Origin of the sequence: Collinsella tanakaei (genome assembly GCF_021531055.1) — a bacterium.
In the GTDB taxonomy this organism is placed as follows: Bacteria; Actinomycetota; Coriobacteriia; order Coriobacteriales; family Coriobacteriaceae; genus Collinsella; species Collinsella tanakaei_B.
This window is the reverse complement of the sequence record NZ_JADYTL010000002.1, coordinates 166,152-192,691: the sequence shown is the minus strand read 5'-3', so window position 1 is coordinate 192,691 and position 26,540 is coordinate 166,152. Positions and strand designations below refer to the sequence as shown.

The following is a 26,540-nucleotide window of genomic DNA, read 5'->3' as shown; positions in this document are numbered from 1 at the left end:
TTGCATGGGGCGACCTGCCGATCGGGCGGGTCGCCCTTTTCGTTCATGCTGGATGTAATAAAACCCCAGGGGTTTTGTTACACGAGTGGGGCGATGTAAGAAAACCCCAGGGGTTTTGTTACATCCGTGCGTTGCGGACGGTGCCGCCGCCGAGGACCGTGTCGCCGTCGTAGACGACGACGGCCTGGCCGGGGGCGATGCCGCGCTGGGGCGTCTCGAAGCGCACGCGTATGCCGCCGCTGGTCCCCGCATCGGGATCGACGAGCGCCATGCGCGCGGCCTGGTCGGGCTGGTGGTAGCGGATCTTGGCCGCGACGGCGATCCCGGTCTTCCCGGCATCGCGCAGGCGCCGCTCCATCGCGGGCGCCGGAGCGCTCCAGATCCAATCGTCGGCCATAAGCTCGCCCGCCATCAGGTCGTCGACATCACCCAAGGTCACCGTGTTGCGTTCGACGTCGATGCCGCATACGTAGAGCGGGTGCGCGGCGGCGACGCCCAGGCCCTTGCGCTGGCCGATGGTGTAGCGCAGCGCACCCCGGTGACGTCCGAGCACGGCGCCGTGCGTGTCGAGGATGTCGCCTTCCGGCAGGGCGCTTCCGCGGCGGCCCTCGATGAACGAGGCGAAGTCGTTGTCCGGCACGAAGCAGATCCCCTGGCTGTCGGGCTTCTCGGCGCTGACGAAGCCCTGCTCACGCGCGATGCGGCGCACGTCACGATCTTTGGTGAGGGCGCCGAGCGGCAGCACCACATGCGCCAGCTGCCGCTGGGTGAGCGCGTAGAGCACGTAGCTTTGCTCCTTGGCGGCGTCGATCCCCTTGGTGAGCCGCCATGCCCCGTCCGGTTGCGCGGGAGGCGCGACCTGCGCGTAGTGGCCGGTCGCCACGACGTCGCACCCGAGTTCCCGGGCGTGGTCGAGCAGCGCGCCGAACTTGAGGTAGCGGTTGCAGTCGCAGCAGGGGTTGGGAGTGCGGCCCGCCTCGTAGGTGCGCACGAACTTATCCACCACGCAGCGCGCGAACGTCTCGCGCAGGTCGAGGACGTGGTGGGGGAACCCGAGCGCACGCGCCACGCTCGCGGCGTCGTCGGCGTCGCGCGACGAGCCGCAGGCGCCGGCACCGTCCGTTCCCGCCGGGCCGTCGTGCAGCAGCATCGTGGCGCCGATGCAGTCGTAGCCCTGCTGCTTGAGCAGATAGGCCGTCACGCTCGAATCGACGCCGCCGCTCATGGCGACGAGCGCCCGCTTTGCCGTCGTCACGTCGCGCCTACTCGGCGAACAGAGCGCTCGACAGGTAGCGCTCGCCGGTATCGGGCAGCAGCACGACGATCGTCTTGCCGGCGTATGCCGGGTCCTTGGCAAGCTCGATCGCGGCCCATGCGGCGGCGCCCGACGAGATGCCCACCAGCACGCCCTCGGTGCGGGCGATCAGGCGGGCGCAGGCGAGCGCGTCCTCGTCCGTCACGGGGACGACCTCGTCGTACACGTCGGTGTCGAGCACCTCGGGGATGAAACCGGCGCCGATACCCTGCAGGCCGTGCGGTCCGGCCTCACCGCCCGACAGCACCGGCGAGCCGGCGGGCTCGACGGCGACGATACGCACGTCGGGGCGCTTGGAGCGCAGGTAATGCCCGACGCCGGTGATCGTGCCGCCCGTGCCGGCGCCCGCGACGAAGACGTCGACGCCCCCGTCGGTGTCCTCCCAGATCTCCGGGCCGGTCGTCGCCTCGTGGGCGGCGGGGTTCGCGGGATTGGTGAACTGGCCGGCGATGATGCTGCCGTCGATCTCGCGCGAGAGCTCCTCGGCGCGACGGATGGCGCCCGCCATGCCCTGCGCACCGGGCGTGAGGATGACCTCGGCGCCGTAGCCCTCCATGAGCTTGCGGCGCTCGGGGCTCATGGAATCCGGCATGGTGATGATGAGGCGGTAGCCGCGGGCGGCGGCCAGGGCGGCGAGCCCGATGCCGGTGTTGCCGCTTGTGGGCTCGATGATCGTGCACCCCGCATGCGGACGGATGGTACCCGCCGCTTCGGCGTCGTCGAGGATGCGCCGGGCGACGCGATCTTTGGCGGAGCCCGCTGGGTTGAAGTACTCGAGTTTAGCGACGACGCGGGCGCCGAGGCCAAGGTCGCGCTCGATGCCGGTGAGCTCGAGCAGGGGGGTGTGGCCGATCAGCTGGTCGACGGATGTGCGAATGCGCTCCATGGACGCTCCTTATCCGGACGGACGTATCGTTGGTTCCAGTATATCGGTATACCCCGTATCGGGCGCTCGGGCGGGGATGGTCCGTTCGGGAGGGTTCTGTAAATAAAACGACCCCTCGGTTCCTCGCTATTCCGACGTCGGCTTTATGTCAACTCTTTGGTATCCTGCTGCTGTACGGACGTTTGGGAGGGGGAGAGCCATGCTGGTTTCGACGAAGGGACGATACGCGCTTCGCGTGATGGTCGATTTGGCGGAACATCAGGAGGATGGCCGCGTGCCCCTGAAGGAGATCGCCGCCCGCCAAGGGGTCTCCGAGAAGTACCTCGAGAACATCCTGTCGGCGCTCGTGCGCAACGGCATGCTGTCGGGCATGCGCGGCAAGGGTGGCGGCTACCGGCTCACGCGTCCCGCCGAGCGCTATACCGTCGGCGAGATCCTGCGCCTGACGGAGGGCGGTTTGGCACCGGTCTCGTGCCTCGAAGGCGGCAAGACGGGATGCGAGCGCGCTCGGGACTGCCCGACGATCCACATGTGGTCGGAGCTCGACCGTATGATCGCGGCGTATCTCGACGGGATCTCCATCGCCGACCTCGCGGCGTCGCCGCGCGGCATCGACTGCCTCTAACGCAGCCGTAGCGCAACCGCGTCCGCGCGGGACGGTGCGTCCGTGGCCCTTCGCGGCGGTTCGCGCTATCGGGCGTCGGCCGTGGCGACGTTCAAGATGGCGCTCACGATGCTGATGACGATGGCGCCGAAAAACGCAGCCCCGAACCCGTTGATGACGATGCCCGCGCCGAGCAGGTTCAGCGAGAACCAGCTGGCGAGCTCGAGCATGAGGCTGTTGACGACGAGCTGGAAGATACCGAGCGTGAGGATCGTCACCGGCAGCGAGATGACGGTGATCACCGGCTTGACGAGGGAGTTCACCAAGCCCAGGAACAGCCCGACGAACGCGAAGCACAGCCATGGGTCGGCGGGTCCGTACGGCTCGATGCCGGGCACGATATAGGCCGCCACGGAGATGGCGATCGAGATGAGCAGCCAGTTGAGGATGAAGCGCATGTGCGCCGCCTTTCGTCGGGTGGGCGTCGGATGGATCGACGCTATCATGGGTGTGATGATTGTGCCATAGGGAAGGGCGTTTTGTGCGAAGCGGTCGCGAACACGGAAAACCCAGAACGCGCGCGGCGTTTCTCGATGAGGGCGGCGGGCGTGCCGTGACGTTCGCGGCGTTCGATACCGAGGTGCGCCTGCATGCCTACCCCGACGACGGCGAGGCGGCGACCTCGCCATCGGTCCGGATGCGCCTGGATACCGCCCTCGAGGCGTGCTGGGAGCGCTGCGTGTGGTTCGAGCGCAGGCTCTCGCGAACCAGGCCGGATTCCGACATCGCACGTGCGCACGCGGCATCGCCCGAGCCGATCGCGGTCGCACTCGAGACGGCGGAGCTGCTCGAGCTGGCTTTCGGGTACTGCGAGCGCAGCGACGGGCGCTTCGACATCACGATGGGTACCGTGACGTCGCTTTGGGACTTCCATGCCGGTCGCATCCCGTCGTCGCGCGCTCTGGCCCAGGCGCTTTGCCATGTGGACTACCGTCTTGTGCAGCTGGGATACGATGCGCACGGGGCGCCGACGCTCGCCATAGCCGATCCGGCGACCATCCTCGACGTCGGCGGCATCGCCAAGGGCTATATCGCCGACGACCTGGCGAAGATCATGACGGCGCACGGTATCGGGCGCTTCGCCTTGAACCTGGGCGGCAACGTGCTCGTCCGCGGCGGGCGCCCGGATTCCGCCTGTGCTGCGAAAAGCGTCGCGCAGGCGGCTGCAGGGCCGGTTCCGCCAACCGGCTCGCCGTGGCGTGTGGGCATCCGCGACCCGTTCGGTCGCGCACGGCATCGCGCGGTCGTCGACGTGGTCGACGGGTCGGTCGTCACGAGCGGGCTGCACGAACGGTGCTTTATCCGCGGAGGTACGACCTATCACCATATCCTCGATCCGACGACCGGCATGCCCGCCGCGACCGACGTGGTGAGCGCGACGATCGTGGCGGCACGCTCGCTGGATTGCGACGGATACTCGACGACGGCGGTGATGCTGGGGGCGGCGGGGGCCCTGGCGTTCGTGGAGGCGCTCGACGGCGTCGATGCCGTCATCGTCGACGATGCGGATCGGGTGGCGTGGACGTCGGGGCTCGACGGCCGTATCCGGGTGATCGGGCGCTGAGGCGAGGCCGACGGCTCGCAGGCGAGGTGGGTACGTTCGATGGACGTTGCATCCGTTGGCCGGGTGCATCGGCACTTTAGCAAAGTGGTGTGTTACACTGCATCACGTGGGTGTTCATTCGAGGGTGTTGAATATTATCCGCATTTGAATCTCATTCTTGGTATCAATTCGGCTTGTTATAGGTAGATTTGGCGGTGTCTTATGAATATCGAGAAGATGTTCGAGCGTCCGGACGTGCAGCAGCTCGTCCGAGCTGTGCTGCTGCTCGAGACCGAAGACGATGTCCGTTCGTTCCTCACCGACCTGTGCACGCCGCGTGAGGTCTGCGATTTCGGGCAGCGCCTGCAGGTCGCCCGGTACCTGGACGAGGGCGAGCCGTACGTCGAGGTCCAGGCGCGCACCGGTGCATCGTCGACGACGGTGAGTCGTGTATCCAAGGCGCTCAACGGGGAGCACGGCGGTTACCGTCGCGTCCTGATCAAGCTCGAGGACCAGGAGCGCGGCCGCGCCTGATGGCCCGCATCGATGTACCCGTCCGTCCCCGGTCCGCATGCCTGCGGGTCGGGGACGTTTTTTGCGATGTCGAGGTAACGGGTGGCGCCGGATCCATCCCCGTCGGATGCGAGGGGTCGCGCCCGATGCCGATGGGCCCGGTGCCGTCTCGTCATCATGTCCATGCGGGCGTGTAGGATAGTGTCAGCACAACGCCGCCGACGGAAAGCGCGGGAGGACCATGGCAGTACGGATCATAGGCACGCAGGCCGGTACGCGGCCCGACGATGCGGAGGTAGAGCTCATCGCCCAGGCTGTCGCCCGGTACGGGCGGTGCACGCTGCTCGTGCCGTCCATCGGCGAGCGCGATGTGGTCCGTACCGCGCTCGCCGAGGCCGGTTGCGGCCTGGGCGTCGACGTCACGACGGTGCGCGACTGGATCGGGAACCTGTGGGAGCTGCTCGGAGGCGGCGAGCATCCGTGTACGGGCATCCAACGCCAGCTGCTCATGGCCGACATCCTGTATGCCCGTGTGGAGTCCGAACTCGCCCCACTGCGCGCGAACCCCGGCACCGTGCGTCTGCTCGCCACGATCGCGCGCGACCTGCTGCCCTTCGCCGACGCGTCGGCGGAAGGTGGCGCCGGCGGTCCCGCCGAGGCCGTGGTGCTCGACCTGCTTGCCCGCTATCGGGATGCGCTCGCGTCCCGCGCGTTGATCGAGGCCTCCGACGCCGCGGTCCGTCTCGCATCCGCGCTCGACCGCACGCCGATCGCCGCGGCCGGCTGCGTGGTGCTGCGGGATGTGACCGAGGTGCCCGCCTATCTGGCCCGCCTGCTATCCGTCGTGGCGCGTATCGGCGAGGTTTCCGTGCTGCTGCGCGGCGAGCAGGGCGTGTGGGCGGCCTCGCTCGCCCGCGCCTTCGGTTCCGCCGGCTGCGAGGTCGTCTGTGAGGATGCGCCCGAGCGCATCGCCCGTGTACCCGAGATCGGCTTTTTGGAGGTCGCGGGGCCGCATGCCCGCGATCGCGCCTACGCCGAGGAACTCACGCGCCTTGTCGGCACCCCGGGTCGCCACGCGGTCGTCGTGTCCGCGCGCCCCGCCGAACTCGCCGACCGGCTCGCGCCATGGCTCGCATCCCGGGGCATCGCCTCCGAGGTCACACGGTTCGTGCGGTTCGAGAGAACGGCGGTGGGCCGACAGTTCACGGCGCTGCGGGACCTGGTCGGGCGCATGAAGGCCGATCTCGACGGTTCCGGCAGCGCGGCCGAGTGGTGGCCCGCCCCGGAGCTCTCCGATTGGCTCTACTCGCCCCTGTCGGGCATCGACATCCCGACCGCCCGACGATTCGACAAGAAGATCCGCTCCTCGCGGGCACTGGGCGTCGAGGGCGTGCTACGCGAGCTGCAAAGCGTGCAGTCGCGCGTCGCCGCCGCCCGCCGCAAGCTTCCCGCCGACCATCCCTTCGCCTCGGTTCCGGCCATCTGCTCCGACGTCGTTCAGTTCCTCTGGCAGGACCGTCCGGTATCGGCGTTCAAGACCATCTGCGCCGCGATCGAGAAGCTGCCTGCGCAGGCGTTCGGGTCGCGTGACGGCCCGTGCCGCATCGCCGTCGAACGTGCCATGGCCGAGCGCGCCCTGCAGGTGGTCGCCGACGACGCGCACGCCCTGCGTGTGGGCCAGGCGGTCGCGTGCCGCGTGCTTGACGGACTGTGCGTCGTCTCGCGCGAGCGCATCGAGGTGGAAGGTTCCGCCGATGCCGAGCCCGCCGGCGAGGTGGCGTTCATGACGCTCGCCGACGCCGCCTGTCTTGAAGCCGATTCGGTCGACGCGCTGCTGTTCGCCGATGTCGACGTGGCGAGCTATCCGCTGTCGCACGAGGAGAGCGCCCGCACGACCCTCGCGACGCGCCTGGACGCCCGTGCCCTCGAGCTCGAGCCTGCCGCCTGCCTGCGCGATCTGACGTACCGCGCCCTTGCGGCGGCACGCGGTGCGCGTATCTTGGCGCGCGTGACGCACGATCGCCAGGCGAAGGACCGCTATCCGGCGGCCATCTGGACCGAGCTGCGCGCGGCGGTGGGCGATGGCGCCCACGTGCGTCGGGTGGGCGAGGAGGACGTTGCGGGCGATTTCGATGCCGCCGACGGGCGTACCGCGCGCCTCGAGCGCGTGTCGTGCCTGCCGCCCCGGCAGCTTTCGCCGCAGGCGACGCGCTACCTCGTGCTCACGCGGGTCGACACCGACGGCCACCCGGTGCCGCGCCAATTCTCGGCATCCCAGATCGAGACCTACTCCGCCTGTCCGCTGTGCTGGTTCGTGTCGTCCCGTCTGCGCCCCTCCGTCATCGACGCCGGCTTCACCAACATGGAGAAGGGCAACTTCGTCCATGACGTCATGGACCGCTTCCACGAGCGCCTCCTCGAAGACGGCTCCGCGCGCGTGACACCCGAGAACCTCGACGCCTCGCTGACGCTGCTGCACGACGTGTTCGCCGAGGTCGCCGCCGAGCACGCACGCGGCAAGACCTCCTCGTCGGCGCCGCTCGTGCCGCTGTCGGTCGCGCAGAAAAAGCAGGTCGACGAGATCTTGCCCCAGCTGGAAAAGGTCGTGCGCTACGAGGCCGATGCGCTTGCCGCGTACGCGCCGGCCTATCTCGAGTACTCGTTCAACGGCTTGGGCGTCACGTACGCGGGTTGGCCGCTCGGCGGCAGGATCGACCGCGTGGACGTCGACGCCGAGGGGCATGCGGTGGTCATCGACTACAAGCACCGCTCCGACGTCACGCCGTTTCGGCTCAAGGACCCGACGGCGCCCGACAAGAAGACGGGCGTCGCACCGGCCGACGACCCCCGTTGGCTGCCCGAGCACACGCAGACGCTGATCTACGCCCAGGCGCTCAGGCGCGCGCTCGACCTGGACGTGCGCGGGGCGGTGTACTTCGCCACCAAGGGCAAGGTCGCCATGCGCGGAGCCGTCTCGGAGGAGCTCGCCGAGGAGGTCCCCGGCGACGGGCGCGTCCCCGGGCTGCGCGACGGGTTCCCCGCGGCCGACGCCGGGGGGACCATGGCGTTCGACGAGCTTCTCGATCGGGTGGAGCGCGAAGTCGGCATCCGCTTGGAGGAGCTTGCGGCCGGCTGCGTCACGGCGGCATCCGAGGTACAGCCGAGCTGCGTGCACAACCATCCGCTCGGCTTCGTTCGAAGGGACGCGTGAGGATCATGGACCTATCCACGTTGATGCTGCAGCAGCGCGAGATCGTCACCACGCTCGACCGACCGCTGTTCGTGTCCGCGGGGGCGGGCTCGGGCAAGACCTTCACGCTCACCCGTCGCATCCTATGGGCCCTCTCGCCCGAATCGGGGCCGTTCATCGAGCATCTCGACCAGGTGCTCGCCATCACGTTCACCAAGGACGCCGCCGCCGAGATCCGCGAACGTGTCCGCGCGGCGCTCATCGACGCCGGCATGGATCGCGAGGCGCTCGCCGTCGACGACGCGTGGATCTCGACCATCCACGGCATGTGCGCCCGCATCCTGCGTGCGCATGCGTTGGAGCTCGGGCTCGACCCCGAATTCGGCATCCTGGAGGACACCGGTGAGCTGATCGAGCAGGCCGTCGACCGCGCGATCGCGCATGCCGAGGAGACGGGCGCGATCGAAGGCGGCTATCGGCTCGCGGACTTGCTGGCGTGGTATCCGCTCAAAAGCGAGGGCGGCCCGGCGGCGCGCGAGGGGACCGGAAGCGTGCAGGGCTTCGTCAGGCGTCTGTTGGAGCTTTCGTGCAGCCTGCCGAACGGCATGGACGACGTGCGGCTCGCGCACGGCGAGGACCGGGTCGAATCGCTCGCCGACGCGTATCGCGCCTGCTTGGACGCAAGTCCCAAGGCGGCCCAGATCGGCCGGGATGCGCTTGCGGCGATCGACGCCTACGCCGCGAGTGGGCGCACCCTCGCCGACCTGACGCGCTGCATGATGAGCTGCGAGATTCCCCGGCCGAGCAAGGCGCTGCCCAAAGAGCAGCTCGACTTGCTGCGCGCCGATGTCGCCGACACATTCGTCAACGCCTATCTCGCCTGCGGGCGCGACGCGCTCGACGCGCTGCTCGCACTTGCCCGCGCCGTGGAGCGCGAGTACCGCGCCCTCAAGCTTCAGGCCTCCGTGCTCGATAATAACGATTTGTTGCGTCTCGCCTATACGGCGTTGCGTGACCGAGCCGATATCCGCGCCGCGTACGCCGACCGGTTCCGCATGGTGATGATCGACGAGTTCCAGGACACCGATCAGCAGCAGGTCGATCTGATCGGGTACCTGACGGACGGCGGACGTCGCCTGTGCACGGTGGGCGATGCGCAGCAGTCGATCTACCGCTTCCGCGGTGCCGAGGTCGAGGTGTTCCGCCGTCAGGAGCGGCTGATCGCGGACGGGCGGGACGATGCCGCGCGCCCCGACGCCGGGTCGGTCGTGCGGCTGGTGCGCAACTTCCGCAGCCATGCGGATATCCTCGCCTACGTCGCCCGCATCTTCGACGGCGAGCACGGCGGGCTCATGCGGGGCTTTTTGGATCTCGAGCCCAACGAGGGGCGCACCGACACGCTCGTCGCCACCGCGGCCTCGCGTCGCCAGGCGCTGCTCGTGGCGGGCGGTACCTCCCAGGAGCGCGCCGAGGCCAAGGCGGCTGCCATCGCCGCGCGGTTCCGCGCCCTCGCCGATGCGGGACAGCCCGTGGGCGACATGGTGCTGCTGCTCGGCGGCATGACGCATTCGGGTATCTACGCCGACGCCATCCGCGCCGAGGGGCTCGATTGCGTCATCGCGGGCGGCTCGGTGTTCTCGTCGACGGCGGAGGTCGCGAGCGTGCGCGCGCTCATGTGGACGCTCGCCGATCCGGCCGACACGACGCCCGGGCTCGTACCCCTTCTGGCATCTCCCATGTTCGCCTTGGGCGCCGAGGAGTTCCTGGCGCTATGCACGGCGTTCGACGCCGCGACGGGCGAGACGCGCCGGCGCAACGCCGACGCCGGCCTCATGAGCGATGGCGATGCACCCGGTCTCGACGACCTGCCGCTGCTCAAGCGGGCGCGCGACGTCCTGCGCGTCGCACTCGCGCGTGTCGGCCGCGACCGTCCGTCCGACATCGCGCGTGAGGTGGTGCGCGCGTCGGGCTGGATGGTGCGCCTCGCCGCGCAGGGACCGGAGGGGCGCGCCGTCGCGGCGAACGTCCTGAAGGCGCTCGACATGGTCGAGGAGGCCCAGGCGAAGGTGGGCGAAGGGCCGCGTGCCGTCGCCTGCGCCTTCGATGCCGCCCTCGCGTCCAAACAGGCGCCCGGCGCCCTCAACGAGGAGGGGGGCGGCGCGGTGCGCATCATGACGGTGCATGCCTCGAAGGGTCTCGAGTTCCCGATCGTCGCGGTCGCGGACTGCTTCTCGACCAAGCGCAACGGCGACCGCATGCAGACGCGCCGCGTTCCCGGCGCCGTCGAGGCGGCGCTCGTCCCAGCCCGTTTTTCCGGCACGGTGCGCGCCGACGGCGTCCGCATCGCCGAGGTGAAGGTCGAGGAGCGGTTCCGCAAACTGTACGGGGAATGGCTGACGCCCGAGGCGTTCGACGAGGTATGCGCGACCGGGTCGGCCGCCGAGGCCTTCATCGCCATGCGCACCGAGGCCGAGCAGCGCGAGCTCGAGGAGCGCGCCCGTTTGCTCTACGTGGCCATGACCCGTGCGAAGGAGCTGTTGATCCTGGCCATGGACGCGAAGGTGGGCAGGGGGGAGGTACCCGAGCTCACGCTCGACGACGAGCACGACCTCACCGGTCCGGTGCTCGCGCGCATCCTGCCCGAGGGCGCGCATCCGCTCGATGCCGGACGTCTCGTGTTCGACGACTCCCGCGAGGGCGACTTCGAGTTGATCGCCCTGCGCGACTTCGTCTACGGCGGTGAGGACTATCAGGCGACCGTATCCGCGGACGAAGGCGACGAGGGGGCGTGCGCGCCCGTCGATGGGCGCGACGATGCGGTTCGGGACGAGGAGGCGGACAGTTTCACGCTCGTCTACCCCGAACAGCTTGCGTGTCGTGCCGTACCCGCCGCCCGTCCGCCGCGCGCGTCGTACAGCTACTCGTCCATCGCCAAGGAGCTGCACGCCGAAGCCGAGGACCGAGGGGGCGGGGAGGCTGCCGTCACGGCACCCGAGGAGCAGCGTATCGGCGCGACGGCGTCGCCCGATACCGCCCGTGCCGACGGGGAACCGGCGCCTGCCGGCGAGATCGTCGAGCTGATCGAGGCGACGGGGCAGGCGGACGTGCCCGCGGATGCCGTCGATGCCGCGCCGGGTCCGCAGGACGATCCGACCGCGCTCGGTTCGGCGTTCCATGCGGCCGCGCAGTGGCTGATCGAGACGGGCTTCGAGCATGTCCCCGTCGAGCGTATCGACGCGCTCGCGCGCTATTGGCAGGTGAGCGCGGCGCAGCGCGCGCGTCTCGAGACGGCGCTCGACCGCTGGGAGGCGTCGCGGGTCCGTCGGGAGTTGCGCACATGGCCCCAGGTCCGCGCCGAGGTCCCGTTCTACTCGCTCGGAATCGACGAGGCGCGGATCCGCGAGCGGTTCGGGCGGTTCGCCGAGGGCGCCATCGATGCCTTGGCGACCGATCCCGTACATCCGGATCGCGCGCTCGTGATCGACTACAAGACCGGTGGCAGCGCGCACGAGACGCCGTCGGAGCTGCAGGACAAGCATGCGCTCCAAGCACGCGTGTATGCAGATGTGCTGCATCGGGCGGGCTACGCGCACGTGCGGCTCGCGTTCGTCCGCGTCGAGGTCCCCGATGCGGACGATCCGACGCAACCGCAGGTCGTGACCTACGATCTGTAGGGCTCGCCGCGGTGCGGGCGCCGGCGTGACCGGTGTCCGCACCGCTATGTGTCCCGTACGTGTTCTTGCCCGCGATATGCATATCGGCGACCGGTTTGTGCTAGGGTGACGAGCTTGATGCTGTCCGCCCTATCGAGGAGTCGCCATGAAGGTTTTCGTCGCCCACATGAGCGCGGAGTGCAACGAGCACGTTGCCCGCGATGCCAAGCTCGAGGATTTCCTGTTGCTGTACGGTCAGGAGTGCATCGACGAGATGCGCATCCGCGATATCTTCGAGGAACGGGGTATCGAGATCGTGCCCTCCATCTTCGCGGGCATCAATCCGAGCGGCATGATCGAGCACGACGCCTACGAGTTCATCGCCGGGCGCATCATCGACGACCTTCGCGCACATCTCGACGAGATCGATGCGATCTACCTGCAGCTGCACGGTGCGAGTGGCGTGCGCGGCCTGGACTGCGTGTCGGGCGAGCACGAGCTGTTGCGCCGGATCCGCGCGATCGTGGGCGTGCATATGCCCATCGCCTTGGCGCTCGATCCGCACGGCAACGTGACCGCCGAGCTCGCCTCACGCGTGAACATCCTGCGCTGCTTCCGCGAGTCCCCGCATATCGACACGGTCGATACCTGGCGTATCGTCGCCGAGAAGCTCGTCGACCTCATGCGGCATCGCCGTCCGATGCATCCCGTCATGCGCAAGCTGCCCATCATCGTGGAGGGCGAGCGCAGCGTGTCGGCCAACGAGCCGATGCGCTCCATCAACCGCCTGCTCGACGAGGCCGAGGCCGACGAGCGGGTGTTCTCCTGCTCCTACCACGTGGGCTACCTGCGCCACGACGACGACAAGCTCGGTGCCGCCGTGGTCGTGGTTCCCAACACGCCGGCCGATGCCGCGTACTGCGAACAGGTCGCCGAGCGCATCTCCCGCTACGCATGGGAGCATCGCGACGAGTTCACCTTCGGGGGCAACTACGGCGACGCGGCCGATGCCGTGGCGCGGGCGGTGGCCTTCGAGGGCAAGACCGCCGTCATCACCGACTCGGGCGACAACTGCGGCGCCGGCTCCTCCGGCTGCGGCACGGTCGTGCTTCGCGAGCTTCTGGCGCAGGACCTGCGGGGTAAGCGCGTGCTCGTCGCCGGCGTCAACGACGTGGATGCCTGCCGCGAGCTGTCCGCGGCGAACGTGGGCGACCATGTCGAGTTCTCCCTCGGCGTCGGCGCCGACGAGGTGTCCGCGCCGGTCGAGCTCGCCGGCACGCTCAGCTGCGTGGGCGACGCCGCGGTCGGTTCCCAGAAGATCGTCGGCTCCTGCTATATCGTGACGGTCGACGGCACCGGCATCGACGTGCTCGTGATGCCGCACAACGTCCAGTACGGCCACATGGAGCAGTTCCACGCCGCCGGCGTGGAGTTCCACGACTACGACATCGTGGTGGTCAAGATGGGGTATCTGGACACGTACCTGATCCCCGAGACCGCCTACCACATCATGGCGCTCACCCCCGGTCCGACCGACCAGATCTACGAGAAGCTGCCGTTCCGTCGCATCTTCCGTCCCATGTGGCCGATCGACGAGCTGGACGAGCTCATCTACATCGAGTAGCCGTCGCAGGACATCGCCGCACCCATATCCGAGATCCACGGCAGGCGCGTTTCCCATGGGATGGGGGGCGCGCCTGCCGCGTTTCGGTCCGCCCGTACTCCTGCCTGTGGGCGTTGCGCGACCGCCGGCAGGGGAGCCGGGCGCGTCCGCGCCGTGCGGTACAATGCTTCCTGCGAAACGACGAAGGCGGAAAGCGAGAGCGTACATGGCGTTTGTTCACCTGCACAACCACACCGAATACTCGATGCTCGACGGTGCCACGCGTATCGGCGATATGGTAAACCGCGCCGTCGAGCTCGGCATGCCCGCCGTGGCCATCACCGATCACGGCTATATGTACGGCGTCCCCGAGCTCGGTCTTGCCTGCGATGCCGTGAACCACGGCACGCCCGAGTACAAGACCTGGAGCCACGACAAGTCGTTTCTCCAGAAGGGCCGCCGCGACGAGCTCGAGCAGCCCGATCCCGAGAAGAACCCGCGCGGCTACGCGCAGTACATGAAGGACATGGAGGAATGGGACCGCTCAGGCAACCTCGACGCGACCAAGCCGCCGCTCGTGATCAAGCCGATCTTCGGCTGCGAGGTGTACTTCACCCCCGACGACACGCTCGCCCGCGACCGCAAGCCCGAGCTGTACCACATGGTGCTGTTCGCGCGCAACGAGACCGGCTACGTCAACCTCATGCAGACGGTGTCCGAGGCGGCCGTGCAGGGCTTTTACTACAAGCCGCGTGTGACGCTGGACAACCTGCGCCGCCATCGCGAGGGCCTCATCGCCAGCTCGGCGTGCATCGCCGGCATCATCCCCAAGTGCATCGACCGCGGCGACATCGACACGGCCGTCGCCTGGGCCGAGACGTTTCGCGACCTGTTCGAGCCCGGCAGCTTCTACATCGAGATCCAGGAGCACGGCATCACGACCGATTCCGGCATGACCGACGAGGAGCTCGACCGCCAGCTCATCGATATCGCGAACCGCGTGGGTGTGAAGGTCATCGCGACCAACGACTTCCACTACCTCACGCGCGACGACGCCCCGGTGCAGGACATCATGATGTGCATCGGCATGAACTCCAAGGTCGACGACCCCAACCGCATGCGCATGCAGGGCTCCGAGTTCTACATGAAGACCGAGGACGAGATGCGCGCGCTGTTCCCGTACTGCCCTGAGGCGTGCGACAACACCGTCGAGCTCGCCGAGAAGTGCAACGTCGAGCTCGACTGGGACAGCATCATCCTGCCCAACTACCCGCTGCTCGATCCCGGCGAGACGCATGAGAGCCAGTTCCGCCGCGAGTGCGAGGAGGGCCTGGCGAAGCGCTACGGCGAGGATTGGCGCGAGCAGACGATCGGCGGCGTCAACATCCAGGAGCGTTTCGAGTACGAGTACAAGGTCATCTGCGAGAAGGGCTTCGCCGCCTACTTCCTGATCGTGGCAGAGTACGTGCGCTGGGCCAAGCAAAACGGCATCGGTGTGGGGCCGGGCCGTGGATCGGCCGCGGGTGCCCTGGTCGCCTACGCCATGGACATCACCACGTTCGACCCGCTGTCCAACGGCCTCATGTTCGAGAGGTTCCTGTCGCCCGAGCGCTCCGAGATGCCCGATATCGACATGGACTTCGACGATGAGCGGCGCCTCGAGGTCATCGAGCACGTGCGACAGCTCTACGGCCCCGAGAAGGTCACCCACGTCATCACCTATTCGACCATCAAGGCCAAGCAAGCCATCAACGACGCCGCCCGCGTGCTGGACTACCCGGTCTACGTGGGACAACGCCTGTCCAAGATGATCTCGAGCGACCCATCGGTCAAGCTCAAGCAGGTGCTCACGCGCGTCGAGGGCAAGGAGGACCTGTACAACCCCGACTTCGCCGAGGCCTATCAGAAAGACGACGACGCCCGGCGCATCATCGACTCGGCGCTCGCCATCGAGGGCCTGACGCGCGGCGAGGGCGTGCACGCCTGCGCCGTGCTCATCTGCCGCGACCCGGTCAACGAGCACGTGCCCACCAAGCTCGACACCAAGGGCGGCGTGGAGATCACACAGTACGAAGGCCATACGGTCGCGGATATGGGCCTGCTCAAGATGGACTTTCTGGGCCTGCGCACCCTCACGGTCATCTCCAAGGCCAAGGCCAACATCAAGAAGAACTTCGGCATCGACATCGACGTGGACGCGATCCCGTTCGACGACCCCAAGATCTTCGAGCTCATGCAGGCCGGTCACACGGCGGGCGTGTTCCAGATCGAGTCCGCCGGCATGACGGCGACCATCAAGAACATGAAGCCCACCGAGTACAAGCACGTGGTCGCTCTGATCGCCCTGTACCGCCCCGGTCCTCTGGGCGCGGGCATGGTCTCGTCCTATATCAACCGCATGAACGGCAAGGAGCCCGCGGTCTCCTACGATCCGCGCCTGGACGACATCCTAGGCGAGACCTACGGCACCATGGTCTACCAGGAGCAGGTCATGAACATCTCGGTCGAGATGTGCGGCTTCTCCAAGGGCGAGTCCGACTCGCGCATCCGCAAGCCCGTGGCCAAGAAGAAGATCAAGATGCTCACCGAGCAGGTCTTCAACTGGTCGGACGGCGAGGACGAGACCATCTACGACCACTGGATGAACGGCGCCGAGAAAAACGGCTACAAGCGCGAGACGGCGCAGAAGATCTGGGACGACGTCTTGGAGTTCGCGTCCTACGCGTTCAACAAGTCCCACTCGGCCGGCTACGCCATCCTGGTCATGCAGACCGCGTGGCTGAAGGCCCACTATCCGCACGAGTACATGGCGGCGGTGCTCACCTCCTACACGGGCAAGACCGAGAAGATCGTGCACTACGTGTCCGCCTGCCGTCACGACGGTATCCCCGTGCTGCCGCCTGATGTCAACGAGTCGGGCCGCGAGTTCACGGCGACCGCCGAGGGCGTGCGCTTCGGCCTGGCGGGCATCCGCGGCGTGGGAGAGGGTGTCGCCGATGCCATCATCGCCGAGCGCGAGCGCGGCGGCGCCTTCAAGAACCTGCACGATTTCGTGGACCGCGTGGACTCCTCCCAGGCCAACCGCCGCGTCATCGAGGCGCTCATCAAGGCGGGCGCCTTCGACTCGACCGGCTATCCGCGCCGCCAACTCATGAGCTTCGTGGACAAGAACAATCCCGAGAACATCATCGACGCCGCGACCAAGCGCCAAAAGGACCGCGCCGCCGGTCAGACGTCGCTGTTCGACGTGTTCGGCGACGTCGAGGGTTCGGGCTTCGAGGTCGTCATCCCCGAGCCCGACGGCCAGGAGTGGGACCGCCACATGAAGCTGTCCGCTGAGCGCGACGTGCTGGGCATCTACGTCTCCGACCATCCGCTGCGACCGTTCGAATACGCACTCGCCAAGGCGCGCGAGTACTCGCTGTCGCAGATCGACACGGGTTTCGAGATGGCGAACCCTGCAGGCGAGGGCACCATCAACCAGGAGATTCCCGAGGGCAAGCCGTTCTGGTTCGCGGGCATGGTCGCCGAGGTCTCCAAGCGCGTGACCAAAAACGGTGACCCCATGGCGATCGTGCGCCTGGAGGACATGGAGGGCGAGGCCACGGTCGTGGTGTTCCCCAAGACCTACAAGGAGGCCGAGGGGTACCTGTACGGCGAGACCGACCCCGAGACGGGTGCGGTGCTGTCGGACGCCTTCATCCGGGTGCGCGGCAAGCTGGAGCGTTCCGACCGCGGCGACCAGATCATCGCCCAGGAGATCTTGCCGCTCGAGCTGTCCGAGGAGAACAACCGTCCCAAGGTCTTCGAGATCATGGTGCCGAGCTCGCGTTTCTCGCAGGGCAACATGGCGCGTCTCGCCACCGTGCTCGCCACCAATCCGGGCGGCGACCGCGTGGAGCTGTTCATCGAGCAGGGTGACGGCCAGACCATGCGCGCCGAGATCCCCACGCGCGTGAATGCCCGCTCCATCCCGCTCATGGCCGAGGTCCGCGGCATCGTGGGCAACCGCGGCCGCGTGACGGTGGTGTAGCGCGAAGACGCGCCTTGAGGCGAGTCTCGGATTACCGAGGAGTTCAGCGACGCGTCGGCTGGTGTTGAGCCGTCGCGTCGCTATCCATGCCGCCCCCCGCATCCGATCGTTCCAGAGTTTCCGGTCGGGGAAGGGGATGAAAGGAACACGTCCCCAACCGACCCGGAAACGAACAGGTGCCCGACGTTTCCATGTGGGACGTCGGGCACCTGTCATGAGCGTGTTATATCGAGTCTTGGATTACTTCTTGATCCAGCTGAACATGGAGCGGATCTTCTCGCCGGTCTTCTCGATCTCGTGCTCGTTGATCTTCTCGCGCTGCTCGAGCAGCCACTTGTGGCCGTTGTTGCAGTCGTCGACGAACTCCTGGGCGAAGGAGCCGTCCTGGATGCGCGCCAGGATCTGCTTCATTGCCGCGCGGCTCTCCTCGTTGATGACCTTGGGGCCGGCGTAGTACTCGCCGTACTCGGCCGTGTTGGAGATGGAGTAGTTCATGAAGTGGATGCCGCTCTCGTACATGAGGTCGACGATCATCTTCATCTCGTGGTAGCACTCGAAGTAGGCGAGCTCGGGCGGATAGCCGGCCTCGGTCAGCGTCTCGAAGCCCGCCTTCACGAGCTCGACCAGGCCGCCGCACAGCACGGCCTGCTCACCGAACAGATCCTCCTCGGTCTCCTCCTTGAAGGTGGCCTTGATGATGCCGGAGCGGGCACCGCCCACGCCCCAGCAGTAGGCGAGCGCGATGTCCCAGGCGTTGCCGGTGGCATCCTGTGCCACGCAGGCCAGATCGGGCACACCGGAACCCTCGGTGAACTGGCGGCGCACGATGTGGCCGGGGCCCTTGGGCGCGCACATGATGACGTTGACGTCCTCGGGGGCCTTGATGTAGCCGAAGTGGATGTTGAAACCGTGGGCGAAGGCGAGGGTGTCGCCGGCCTTGAGGTGGTCCTTGATGTGCTCCTCGTAGACCTTGGGCTGGGTCTCGTCGGGCACGAGCATCATGATGACGTCGGCTTCCTCGGCTGCGGTGTCCATGTCGCAGACCTTGAGGCCGGCCTCCTCGGCGGCGGCCCAGGACTTGGAGCCCTCGCGCAGGCCGACGCGCACGTCGCAGCCCGAGTCGAGCAGGTTCAGCGCATGGGCGTGGCCCTGGGAGCCGTAGCCGATGATGGCGATCTTCTTGTCCTGGATGATCTTGGGATCGCAATCGGACTCGTAGTAGATAGTCACAGCCATGATGTTCTCCTTACGTGTCTTGGCCGTTGATACCGATGGGTTGGTTGGGGACGTGTTCCGTCCAACCCATTCCCGATGGCGCGGGCTGGACGGATGCCGCGGATGCCCTACTTGTCGCTCGCCCCGCGCGACATGGCGATCTTGCCGGTACGGGTGAGCTGGCGGATGCCGTAGCCACGGAAGAGGTCCTCCATGGCGTCGAGTTTGCTCGCCGTGCCGGTCGCCTCCACCGTGAGCGAGTTCTTGCCCACGTCCACGATGTTGGCGCGGAAGATGTTGGCGATCTCGATGATCTCGTGCCGGCGATCGGGCGTGGCGATGACCTTGAACAACACGAGCTCGCGCTCGATGGCGTCGGTGTCGGTGAGGTCGGAGATCTTGTAGACCGAGACGAGCTTGTGCAGCTGCTTGGTGATCTGCTCGTAGCCCACCTCGTCGGCCTCGACGATGATGGTCATGCGGCTCATGGTGGTGTCCTCGGTGGGGGCCACGGTGAGCGAGTCGATATTGAAGCCGCGCCGCGACACCAGACCGGTCACACGCGACAGGACGCCGGGCTTGTTCTCGACGAGGACGGAGAGGATGTGCTTCATGCTCACTCGCCTCCCTTCTGTGCCGATTCATCCACGACGACATCGGCGGTCGCGCCGGCGATGCGCGTGTCGGCGTCGTTGTCGGTCAAGGGCAGGGGCTCGGCGATGGCGCCGGCATGCTCGCCGGCGGGGCTCATGCCCTTCTCGGTCACGCGGACGCCGCCGAGCGTCACGTCGATGGCACCGATGATGTCGTCGATGGCGGCGCCGGGGGCGACCATCGGGTAGACGGTCTGGTTGGTGGGGATGACGACGTCGAGCAGGTAGGGCATCTCGGAGGTGAGCATGCGGTCGAGGGCGTCGTCGATCTGGTCGGGATGCGTGATGCGCTCGGCGGTCCAGCCGTACGCCTCGGCGAGCTTGACGAAGTCGGGGTTGGCGGTGAACTCGGTGCACGAATAGCGCTCGCGGTAGAACAGGCGCTGCCACTGGTGCACCATGCCCAGCGCGTTGTTGTCGATGAGCAGGATCTTGACGGCGGCGCCGTTGCCGATGGCGGTCGCCATCTCCTGGATGTCCATCTGGATGCTGCCGTCGCCGGCGATGCAGACGACCTGGCAGTCGGGACGGCCGATCTTGGCGCCGATGGCGGCGGGGAAGCCGAAGCCCATCGTGCCCAGACCGCCGCTCGAGATGAACGTGCGGGATTCCTCGCGATGGATGTGCTGATGCGCCCACATCTGGTGTTGTCCGACCTCCGTGGTCACGACGCTCGCGTGCGGGTCGAGCTTGGCGGAGAGGCGCTCGAGCACGATCTCGGGCGCGATGCGGTCGGGATAGTCGGCGAAGTCGGTGGTGTAGAACGGCCAGCGCTCGCGCCACTCGTAGCAGGTCTTGACCCACTCGTCGCTCACCGGTTCGGCGCCGATCTTGGCGATGCGCTCGTTGATGGCCGCGACGACCGTGCGCGCGTCGCCCACGATGGGCACCTGCGGGTCGCGCACCTTGCCGATCTCGGCGGGGTCGATGTCGATATGGATGACCTTCGCGTGCGGGGCGAACTCGGTGATCTTGCCGGTCACGCGGTCGGAGAACCGCGCGCCCACGGCGATGATGAGGTCGCATTCGGTGACGGCCATGTTGGCGTACTTGGAGCCGTGCATGCCCACGGGCCCGAGGTTCAGCGGGTTGGAGCAGGGGATGGCGGCCTTGCCGATCAGTGTGGTGACCACGGGGATCTGCATGGTCTCGGCGAGCTCGACCACCTCGTCGCAGGCGTGGCTCGTCACGCAGCCGCCGCCGACCATGAGCAGCGGGCGCTTGGAGGTGCGGATGAGCTCCACGGCCTGGCGGACCTGCTTGGCGTTGCCCTTGTAGGTGGGGCGGTAGCTCGGGATGTCGATCTTGTCGGGGTAGTGGAAGACCATCTCCTCGCCGGCCAGATCGCTCGGGATGTCGATGAGCACGGGGCCGGGGCGTCCCGTGGAGGCGATGTAGAACGCCTCGCGGAACGTGTGCGTGAGGTCGTCGTTGGACTGCAGCAGGAAGCTGTGCTTGACCACGGGCATGGTGATGCCCACGATGTCGGCCTCCTGGAAGGCGTCGGTGCCGATGACGCCGCGCGTCACCTGGCCGGAGATGACCACGAGCGGCACGGAGTCCATGTAGGCGGTGGCGATGCCGGTGACGGTGTTGGTGGCGCCCGGTCCGCTCGTGACGAGCACCACGCCCACGCGGCCGGTGGCGCGCGCGTAGCCGTCGGCCTCGTGCACCGCGCCCTGCTCATGGCGGGAGAGGATGTGGCGGATCTTGGTGGAGTCGTACAGCGCGTCGTACATCTTGATGGCCTGGCCGCCGGGGTAGCCGAAGACCGTGTCGACGCCCTCGGCCTCGAGGCTCGCGATGATCGCCTGGGCACCGGTCATGGTCCGGCCCTCTTTGTCCGTATGGCTGCCGGGGCCGAAGGGCTCACCGGAGACGGCGCGACGCTTGCGCTCGAGGCGCGCCTCGCGGCTCATGTCGACCGCGGGACGCGTGGCGGCGGCGCCGGTGCAGACGTGCTGGCGGATATCGTCGGGCATGTCGGCGGTTCGCGGGCTTCCGGCGCGCACGGCGCCTGCGGTGGTGCTGGTGTCGATCATGAGAGGTACGCCCCCTTGTCTGCGCTCGTGACGAGCTTCGCGTAGCGCGAGAGCACGCCGGTGGTGTACTTGGGTGCAGGCGGCTGCCATGCGGCGCGGCGCGCGGCCAGTTCGTCATCGGACAGGCGTACGTCGAGCGAGCCCGCCTCGATGTCGATGTCGATGACATCGCCTTCGCGGATGAGGGCGATCGGGCCGCCCGCCGCCGCCTCGGGGCTCACGTGTCCGATGCACGGGCCCTTGCTCGCGCCGGAGAAGCGGCCGTCGGTGATGAGGGCGACGGAGTGGTCGAGGCCCATGCCGCAGATCGCCGAGGTGGGGGTCAGCATCTCGCGCATGCCGGGGCCGCCCGCCGGACCCTCGTAGCGGATCACCACGACGTCGCCGGGGTTGATCTTGCCGCCGAAGATGGCCTCGCAGGCCTCCTCCTCGGAGTCGAAGACGCGTGCGGGGCCGGAATGGCGGTACATGTCGGGCGAGCAGGCGCTGCGCTTGACCACGCCGCAGTCGGGCGCGAGGTTGCCGCGCATGACCTTGAGGCCGCCGATGGGGGAGTAGGCACCCTCGACGGTGCGGACGATCTCGCCGTCGGGCTCGGGGCACGTGGCGACCCATTCGGCCACCGTGCCGTGGCAGGTGAGCGCGTCGTCGCGCAGCAGGCCCGCGCGGCCGAGCACGCCCATGATGGCCGAGATGCCGCCCACGGCGTTCAGGTCCTCGATGTGCAGGGGGCCGGCGGGCGCGATGCGCACGATGTTGGGGGTCTCGTCGGAGACGCGGTCCCAGTCGTCCATGGTCACGGGGCAACCCGCGGCGTGCGCGATGGCGGTGAGGTGCAGCATCGTGTTGGTGGAGCCGCCGAAGGCCATGTCGAGCACCATGCCGTTGTGGATGGACTTCTCGTTCAGGATGTCGAGCGCGCAGGTGCCGGAGCGCACGAGGTCCATCACCTTCATGCCCGTCTGCTTGGCCAGGCGGATGCGCTCGGAGTACACGGCCGGCACGGTGCCGTTGCCGGGCAGCGCCAGGCCCAGCGCCTCGGCGAGGCAGCAGATGGAGTTTGCGGTGAACATGCCCGAGCAGCTGCCGCAGGTGGGGCAGGCGGTGTTCTCGAGCCATGCGCACTCCTCGGGCGTCATGGTGCCGGCGGTGACCTGGCCCACGGCGTCGAACAGGCTGTTGAGGTCGGTCTGGCGCCCGCACTTGTCGCGGCCGGCGAGCATGGGGCCGCCCGAGACGAGCATGGTGGGGATGTTCAGGCGCGCGGCGGCGATGAGCATGCCGGGCACGATCTTGTCGCAGGAGGGGATGAGGACCATGGCGTCGAACCGGTGGCCCTGCACGGCGCATTCCACGGAGTCGGCGATGACCTCGCGGCTCGTGAGGCTGTAGCGCATGCCCTCGTGGTTCATGGCGATGCCGTCGCACACGCCGATGGTGTTGACCTGCAGCGGCGTTCCGCCCGCCATGCGCACGCCGGCCTTCACGGCGTCGGCGATCTGCTGCAGGTGGATGTGGCCGGGAATGACCTCGTTTTGGGCGGAGATGACCGCTACGAGCGGTCGTTCGAGCTCCTCGTCGGTGAGTCCGTCGGCCTTGAGCAGGCTGCGGTGGGGCGCCCTGGCCAGTCCCTTCTTGATGGCATCGCTTCGCAGTTGCATCCGATCCCCCTCGCTCTCGCAGTGTCGTGTGCTGGGAGATGCGCTGGCAAGGGAGCTGCCCTGCAAGGATGCCCGTAACGGGGGACTTCCGGCTCGGCGTACTCGCGAACGCGCGGCACGGGGATCGCCCGTGGGCCGCGTCCGTGTTCGGCCTGGCTGCTCGAGGGTATGTTCCCGACCGTCCGCCGCGGGTTCTCACGCCGCCCGCTCGCTGTGGTGCGTCCGTCCGGTACTCGCCCTGTCGTCGCATTTCCTCAAGTTGCTCCACTATGCTACAGTGCCGCACCTGCGCGCAAGGAGTTTATCGAGAGGAAACACTTTACTCGGCAAAAGCGCGCAATCTCTCGGCCAGCGGCCTTGACGCGTCCGATGTCCCAAAAAGGTGGCAGTCCCAAAAGGGGCCAGGAGAAAATTGGGACATGTTCGGCGCGTCGGACTCCTGTTCCCTGGGTATCAGATGAGGACCCAGGGGGTTCAAATGTCCCAAAAGGGGCCAGGAGAATATTGGGATATCTAGGGGAGGGGTTCGTATGCGTGCAGCGAGAAGAATATCCGAATCCGGCTACTACCATGTGGTCGTGAGGGGCAACGGAAAGCAAAGGCTGTTTGAGAACGACGAAGACCGGCGGTTCTTTCTCAAGCTCCTTCGCGAGTATGCACATGCTTGCGAGATCGACATCATCGCCTGGTGTCTTATGGACAATCACGTGCATGTGATCCTTTGCGATCGCACAGGGCGTTTGAGCGAGGCCGTGGGGAAGATGACGATGCGGTACGCGAGATGGTTCAACGCCCGATCGGGTCATGTCGGCCATGTTTTCCAAGGGAGATTCAAAAGTTCCCCGATAGAGTGCGATCGATATCTTCTCGAGGCGGTCAGATACGTTCACGACAATCCTTCGAAGGCGGGCATTTGCGATGCCGAGGATTATCCTTGGAGTAGCTATCACGAGTATGCGGGCACTCCGGAGTATGCGAAAACCGAGGTCGTCCTCGATATGCTTGGTGGTCCGGAAGGTTTCTCGGAGTTTTGCCGAGAGGGCCCGTCAGCGGAATACCTGTTCGTCGAGGGTGTTCGGATCCCCGACGAGGACGCGGGCGACGTTGCCAGGCGCGTTCTGGGGGATGTCGGGTTCAGCGAGGTGAAGTCCCTTTCGCGTGAGAAAAGGGACGAGTTGTTGCGCGCGCTTCGCGCCAGCCGGCTGTCGGTTCGTCAAATCGAGCGCTTGACGGGCATCGGTGCGAAGACGATCACGAGAGCGACAACCTAGCGCCAGCGGTGTCCCAAATGTCCCAAAAGGGGCCAGGAGAAAATTGGGACATCCGGATGTGCGCCCGGATGTCCCAATTTTCTCCTGGCCCCTTTTGGGACACTGTCGCTAGAGCATGGTCTGCGAGAGCTGGGGCTCGAAGCCGGCGGCGCGCAGGGCGTCGATGATCTGCTCCTTGTGCGCGGTGCCGTAGGCCTCGATGGTCACGCGCAGCTCCACCGCCGCGTTGCGGTTCGTGCTCACGAACTGGTTGTGCTCGAGCTTGATGACGTTGCCGTTCTGCTCGGCGATGGCGTTGGCCACGCGCACGAGCATGCCGGGACGGTCGGGCAGAAGCACGCTCACGGTGAAGATGCGGTCGCGCTGGATCAGGCCGTGCTGCACCACGGAGCTCATGGTGATGACGTCCATGTTGCCGCCCGACAGGATCGAGACGATGCGGCGGTTCTCGGCGGGCAGGTGCTTCAAGGCGGCCACGGTGAGCAGGCCCGAGTTCTCGACGATCATCTTGTGGTTCTCCACCATGTCGAGGAACGACACGATGAGCTCGTCATCGGGTACGCAGATGACGTCGTCGAGGTTCTGCTGCAGGTAGGGGAAGACCTTGTCGCCCACCTCGAGCACGGCGGTGCCGTCGGCGATGGTGTTGGCGCCGGGGATCTTCACGGGGCGTCCGGCGTCCAGCGCGGCGGACAGCGACGGTGCGCCCGCCGGCTCCACGCCGATCACGCGGATCTTGGGGTTGTAGAGCTTGGCGAAGGTCGCCACGCCGCAGGCCAGGCCGCCGCCACCGACGGGCACGAGGATGGTGTCGACGAGCGGCAGCTCCTGGACGATCTCCATGGCGATCGTGCCCTGGCCGGTCGAGACGACCGGGTCGTTGAAGGGGTGGATGAAGGTGTAGCCGTGCTCCTCGGCCAGACGCAGGGCGTGCTCGCATGCCTCGTCGTACACGTCGCCGTGCAGGATGACCTCGGCGCCGTAGCCCTTGGTGCGCTCCACTTTGATGAGCGGCGTGGTGGTGGGCATGACGACGACCGACTTGGCGCCCGCGCGCGTCGCGGCGAAGGCGACACCTTGGGCATGGTTGCCGGCGCTCGCGGTGATGATGCCGCGCCCGAGCTCCTCGGGCGTGAGCGTCGAGATCTTGTAGTACGCGCCGCGCACCTTGTAGGCGCCCGTGCGCTGCATGTTCTCGGGCTTGAGGTACACCCGGTTGCCCGTCATCTGCGAGAAGTGGGGGCTTTCGATGAGCTCGGTCTTCTGGGTGACCTCCTTGACCTTCTCGGAGGCCTCCTCGAATGCGTCGAGTGTGAGCATGTCCGCCATGGTGCGCCTTCTTTCCCGCGTGTCGTCGTGCTTTCGCATGGTAAAGTAGCATAGCAAAAAACGAGGGAGACGATACCCGAGGGGCATCGTTATCGAGGAATCGAGGGCATCTTGGCTACAACGACCCCGCCGCTGTTCTCGCTGCGCGACGCGCAGGTGGTTCGCGCCGGCCGCACGATCCTGCACGTCGATCGCTTCGATCTGGCCGAGGGCGAGCACGTCGCCCTGCTCGGGCCCAACGGCGCCGGCAAGTCCACGTTCATCCAGCTGCTCACCCGCGAGGTGTTCCCCCTGCATCGCGAAGAGCCGCCGGTGCGCTTCCGCGGGCAGGCCCGTCCGCTGCTGTCCGATATCAAGCAGGCGCTCGGCATCGTGAGCGCCACGATGCAAGACCAGGTCCGCGTGCATCTGCCCGTCGCCGATATCGTGTGCGGTGGGTTGTTCGGTACGCTCGGTCTGCCGCGTCATGTGGAGGCCGACGACGACGCCCGCGCCCGTGCGCTCGATGCGCTCGATCGCCTGGGCATCGCCGAGCTCGCCGACCGCGACGTGATGACCCTTTCCACCGGCCAGGTGCGCCGCGTGCTCGTGGCGCGCGAGCTCATGAGCGATCCGCGCATCCTGATCTTCGACGAGCCGTGCACCGGGCTCGATCCGCAGGGCATGTACCACGTGCGCGATACCATGCGGATGCTTGCCGACGAAGGGCGCTCGGTGGTGCTCGTCACGCACTATCCCGAGGACATCATCCCGGCGATCGGGCGCGTGCTGCTCATCAAGGATGCCGAGGTCTTCGCCGACGGGCCCAAGGAGGAGCTGCTCGACAGCGCGACCATGAGCGAGCTGTTCGGCGTGCCGCTCGCGGTCGACGAGCGCGACGGCTGGTACTCGCTGCGCGGTCGGTACTGAGGCGTCGCCTGCATCCGTTCACCTGCCCTTTCGTTCCGTTCGGCTGTACTACCCGCGTTT

17 protein-coding genes are annotated in these 26,540 nt (G+C 67.3%); 9 read left to right on the top strand and 8 right to left on the bottom strand.

The genetic code is table 11. The features are described 5' to 3' along the window. Nucleotides 1–118: 118 nt before the first annotated feature. Together mnmA and cysK are read right to left on the bottom strand one after the other, a co-directional pair. On the bottom strand, nucleotides 119–1,255 hold the full coding sequence (gene mnmA, locus I6E04_RS02995) for a tRNA 2-thiouridine(34) synthase MnmA (RefSeq protein WP_235421690.1): 1,137 nt from the start codon (nucleotides 1,253–1,255) through the stop codon (nucleotides 119–121). 7 nt (nucleotides 1,256–1,262) lie between these two features. After that, complete coding sequence (gene cysK / locus I6E04_RS02990) at nucleotides 1,263–2,201, bottom strand: cysteine synthase A (protein ID WP_235421689.1); 939 nt, start codon at nucleotides 2,199–2,201, stop codon at nucleotides 1,263–1,265. A gap of 199 nt (nucleotides 2,202–2,400) precedes the next feature. Here cysK and I6E04_RS02985 point away from each other — a divergent pair, with 199 nt between their 5' ends. Beyond that, the gene (locus I6E04_RS02985) at nucleotides 2,401–2,826 is read left to right on the top strand and encodes an RrF2 family transcriptional regulator (protein WP_235421688.1); all 426 of its coding nucleotides are present in this window, start codon (nucleotides 2,401–2,403) and stop codon (nucleotides 2,824–2,826) included. 65 nt (nucleotides 2,827–2,891) lie between these two features. Here I6E04_RS02985 and I6E04_RS02980 read toward each other — a convergent pair whose 3' ends face one another. Then, nucleotides 2,892–3,263 (bottom strand): phage holin family protein, encoded by a 372-nt coding sequence (locus I6E04_RS02980; protein WP_235421687.1) that lies wholly within the window; start codon nucleotides 3,261–3,263, stop codon nucleotides 2,892–2,894. An 83-nt stretch (nucleotides 3,264–3,346) separates the two neighbouring features. On the opposite strand from I6E04_RS02980, the gene I6E04_RS02975 reads away from it, so the two are divergent. From I6E04_RS02975 to dnaE, 6 genes are all read left to right on the top strand, one after another. Beyond that, nucleotides 3,347–4,429: an FAD:protein FMN transferase gene (locus I6E04_RS02975; protein ID WP_235421686.1), complete on the top strand. Its 1,083-nt coding sequence runs from the start codon at nucleotides 3,347–3,349 to the stop codon at nucleotides 4,427–4,429. A 201-nt stretch (nucleotides 4,430–4,630) separates the two neighbouring features. Further along, entirely contained in the window at nucleotides 4,631–4,942 is a 312-nt protein-coding gene (locus I6E04_RS02970; protein ID WP_235421685.1) for a YerC/YecD family TrpR-related protein, read from the top strand. 220 nt (nucleotides 4,943–5,162) lie between these two features. After that, nucleotides 5,163–8,132: a PD-(D/E)XK nuclease family protein gene (locus I6E04_RS02965; protein ID WP_235421684.1), complete on the top strand. Its 2,970-nt coding sequence runs from the start codon at nucleotides 5,163–5,165 to the stop codon at nucleotides 8,130–8,132. A gap of 5 nt (nucleotides 8,133–8,137) precedes the next feature. Next, complete coding sequence (locus tag I6E04_RS02960; protein ID WP_235421683.1) at nucleotides 8,138–11,785, top strand: UvrD-helicase domain-containing protein; 3,648 nt, start codon at nucleotides 8,138–8,140, stop codon at nucleotides 11,783–11,785. A 145-nt stretch (nucleotides 11,786–11,930) separates the two neighbouring features. Further along, the gene (locus tag I6E04_RS02955) at nucleotides 11,931–13,388 is read left to right on the top strand and encodes a M81 family metallopeptidase (protein WP_235421682.1); all 1,458 of its coding nucleotides are present in this window, start codon (nucleotides 11,931–11,933) and stop codon (nucleotides 13,386–13,388) included. Nucleotides 13,389–13,593: 205 nt separating this feature from the next. Beyond that, nucleotides 13,594–17,400, top strand: a complete 3,807-nt coding sequence (gene dnaE / locus I6E04_RS02950; RefSeq protein ID WP_235421681.1) for a DNA polymerase III subunit alpha — start codon at nucleotides 13,594–13,596, stop codon at nucleotides 17,398–17,400. Nucleotides 17,401–17,640: 240 nt separating this feature from the next. Here the strand turns inward: dnaE and ilvC are convergent, their stop codons facing one another. The 4 genes from ilvC to ilvD form a co-directional block, all read right to left on the bottom strand. Continuing rightward, nucleotides 17,641–18,636 carry a ketol-acid reductoisomerase gene (gene ilvC, locus I6E04_RS02945; protein ID WP_235421680.1) on the bottom strand — a complete coding sequence of 332 codons (996 nt, stop codon included), beginning with the start codon at nucleotides 18,634–18,636 and terminating at the stop codon, nucleotides 17,641–17,643. Nucleotides 18,637–18,743: 107 nt separating this feature from the next. Then, nucleotides 18,744–19,229 carry an acetolactate synthase small subunit gene (gene ilvN, locus I6E04_RS02940; protein WP_235421679.1) on the bottom strand — a complete coding sequence of 162 codons (486 nt, stop codon included), beginning with the start codon at nucleotides 19,227–19,229 and terminating at the stop codon, nucleotides 18,744–18,746. 2 nt (nucleotides 19,230–19,231) lie between these two features. Next, entirely contained in the window at nucleotides 19,232–21,310 is a 2,079-nt protein-coding gene (gene ilvB, locus I6E04_RS02935; RefSeq protein WP_235421678.1) for a biosynthetic-type acetolactate synthase large subunit, read from the bottom strand. Then, entirely contained in the window at nucleotides 21,307–22,971 is a 1,665-nt protein-coding gene (ilvD, locus tag I6E04_RS02930) for a dihydroxy-acid dehydratase (protein ID WP_235421677.1), read from the bottom strand. The genes ilvB and ilvD overlap by 4 nt, the downstream gene beginning before the upstream one ends. A gap of 530 nt (nucleotides 22,972–23,501) precedes the next feature. Here ilvD and I6E04_RS02925 point away from each other — a divergent pair. Then, entirely contained in the window at nucleotides 23,502–24,242 is a 741-nt protein-coding gene (locus tag I6E04_RS02925; RefSeq protein ID WP_235421676.1) for a transposase, read from the top strand. A 108-nt stretch (nucleotides 24,243–24,350) separates the two neighbouring features. Here the strand turns inward: I6E04_RS02925 and ilvA are convergent, their stop codons facing one another. Next, on the bottom strand, nucleotides 24,351–25,571 hold the full coding sequence (gene ilvA / locus I6E04_RS02920; RefSeq protein ID WP_235421675.1) for a threonine ammonia-lyase: 1,221 nt from the start codon (nucleotides 25,569–25,571) through the stop codon (nucleotides 24,351–24,353). 111 nt (nucleotides 25,572–25,682) lie between these two features. On the opposite strand from ilvA, the gene I6E04_RS02915 reads away from it, so the two are divergent. Beyond that, nucleotides 25,683–26,480, top strand: coding sequence for an ABC transporter ATP-binding protein (locus I6E04_RS02915; RefSeq protein WP_235421674.1), 798 nt, complete (start codon nucleotides 25,683–25,685; stop codon nucleotides 26,478–26,480). The last annotated feature ends 60 nt before the right edge of the window (nucleotides 26,481–26,540 follow it).

What these genes read in the sequence shown, in the direction of transcription:
- cysK (WP_235421689.1), bottom strand. Translation starts at nt 2,201, where the DNA reads ATGGAGCGCATTCGCACATCCGTCGACCAGCTGATCGGCCACACCCCC.
- I6E04_RS02985 (WP_235421688.1), top strand. Translation starts at nt 2,401, where the DNA reads ATGCTGGTTTCGACGAAGGGACGATACGCGCTTCGCGTGATGGTCGAT.
- I6E04_RS02980 (WP_235421687.1), bottom strand. Translation starts at nt 3,263, where the DNA reads ATGCGCTTCATCCTCAACTGGCTGCTCATCTCGATCGCCATCTCCGTG.
- I6E04_RS02970 (WP_235421685.1), top strand. Translation starts at nt 4,631, where the DNA reads ATGAATATCGAGAAGATGTTCGAGCGTCCGGACGTGCAGCAGCTCGTC.
- I6E04_RS02965 (WP_235421684.1), top strand. Translation starts at nt 5,163, where the DNA reads ATGGCAGTACGGATCATAGGCACGCAGGCCGGTACGCGGCCCGACGAT.
- I6E04_RS02960 (WP_235421683.1), top strand. Translation starts at nt 8,138, where the DNA reads ATGGACCTATCCACGTTGATGCTGCAGCAGCGCGAGATCGTCACCACG.
- I6E04_RS02955 (WP_235421682.1), top strand. Translation starts at nt 11,931, where the DNA reads ATGAAGGTTTTCGTCGCCCACATGAGCGCGGAGTGCAACGAGCACGTT.
- dnaE (WP_235421681.1), top strand. Translation starts at nt 13,594, where the DNA reads ATGGCGTTTGTTCACCTGCACAACCACACCGAATACTCGATGCTCGAC.
- ilvC (WP_235421680.1), bottom strand. Translation starts at nt 18,636, where the DNA reads ATGGCTGTGACTATCTACTACGAGTCCGATTGCGATCCCAAGATCATC.
- ilvN (WP_235421679.1), bottom strand. Translation starts at nt 19,229, where the DNA reads ATGAAGCACATCCTCTCCGTCCTCGTCGAGAACAAGCCCGGCGTCCTG.
- ilvB (WP_235421678.1), bottom strand. Translation starts at nt 21,310, where the DNA reads ATGATCGACACCAGCACCACCGCAGGCGCCGTGCGCGCCGGAAGCCCG.
- ilvD (WP_235421677.1), bottom strand. Translation starts at nt 22,971, where the DNA reads ATGCAACTGCGAAGCGATGCCATCAAGAAGGGACTGGCCAGGGCGCCC.
- I6E04_RS02925 (WP_235421676.1), top strand. Translation starts at nt 23,502, where the DNA reads ATGCGTGCAGCGAGAAGAATATCCGAATCCGGCTACTACCATGTGGTC.
- ilvA (WP_235421675.1), bottom strand. Translation starts at nt 25,571, where the DNA reads ATGGCGGACATGCTCACACTCGACGCATTCGAGGAGGCCTCCGAGAAG.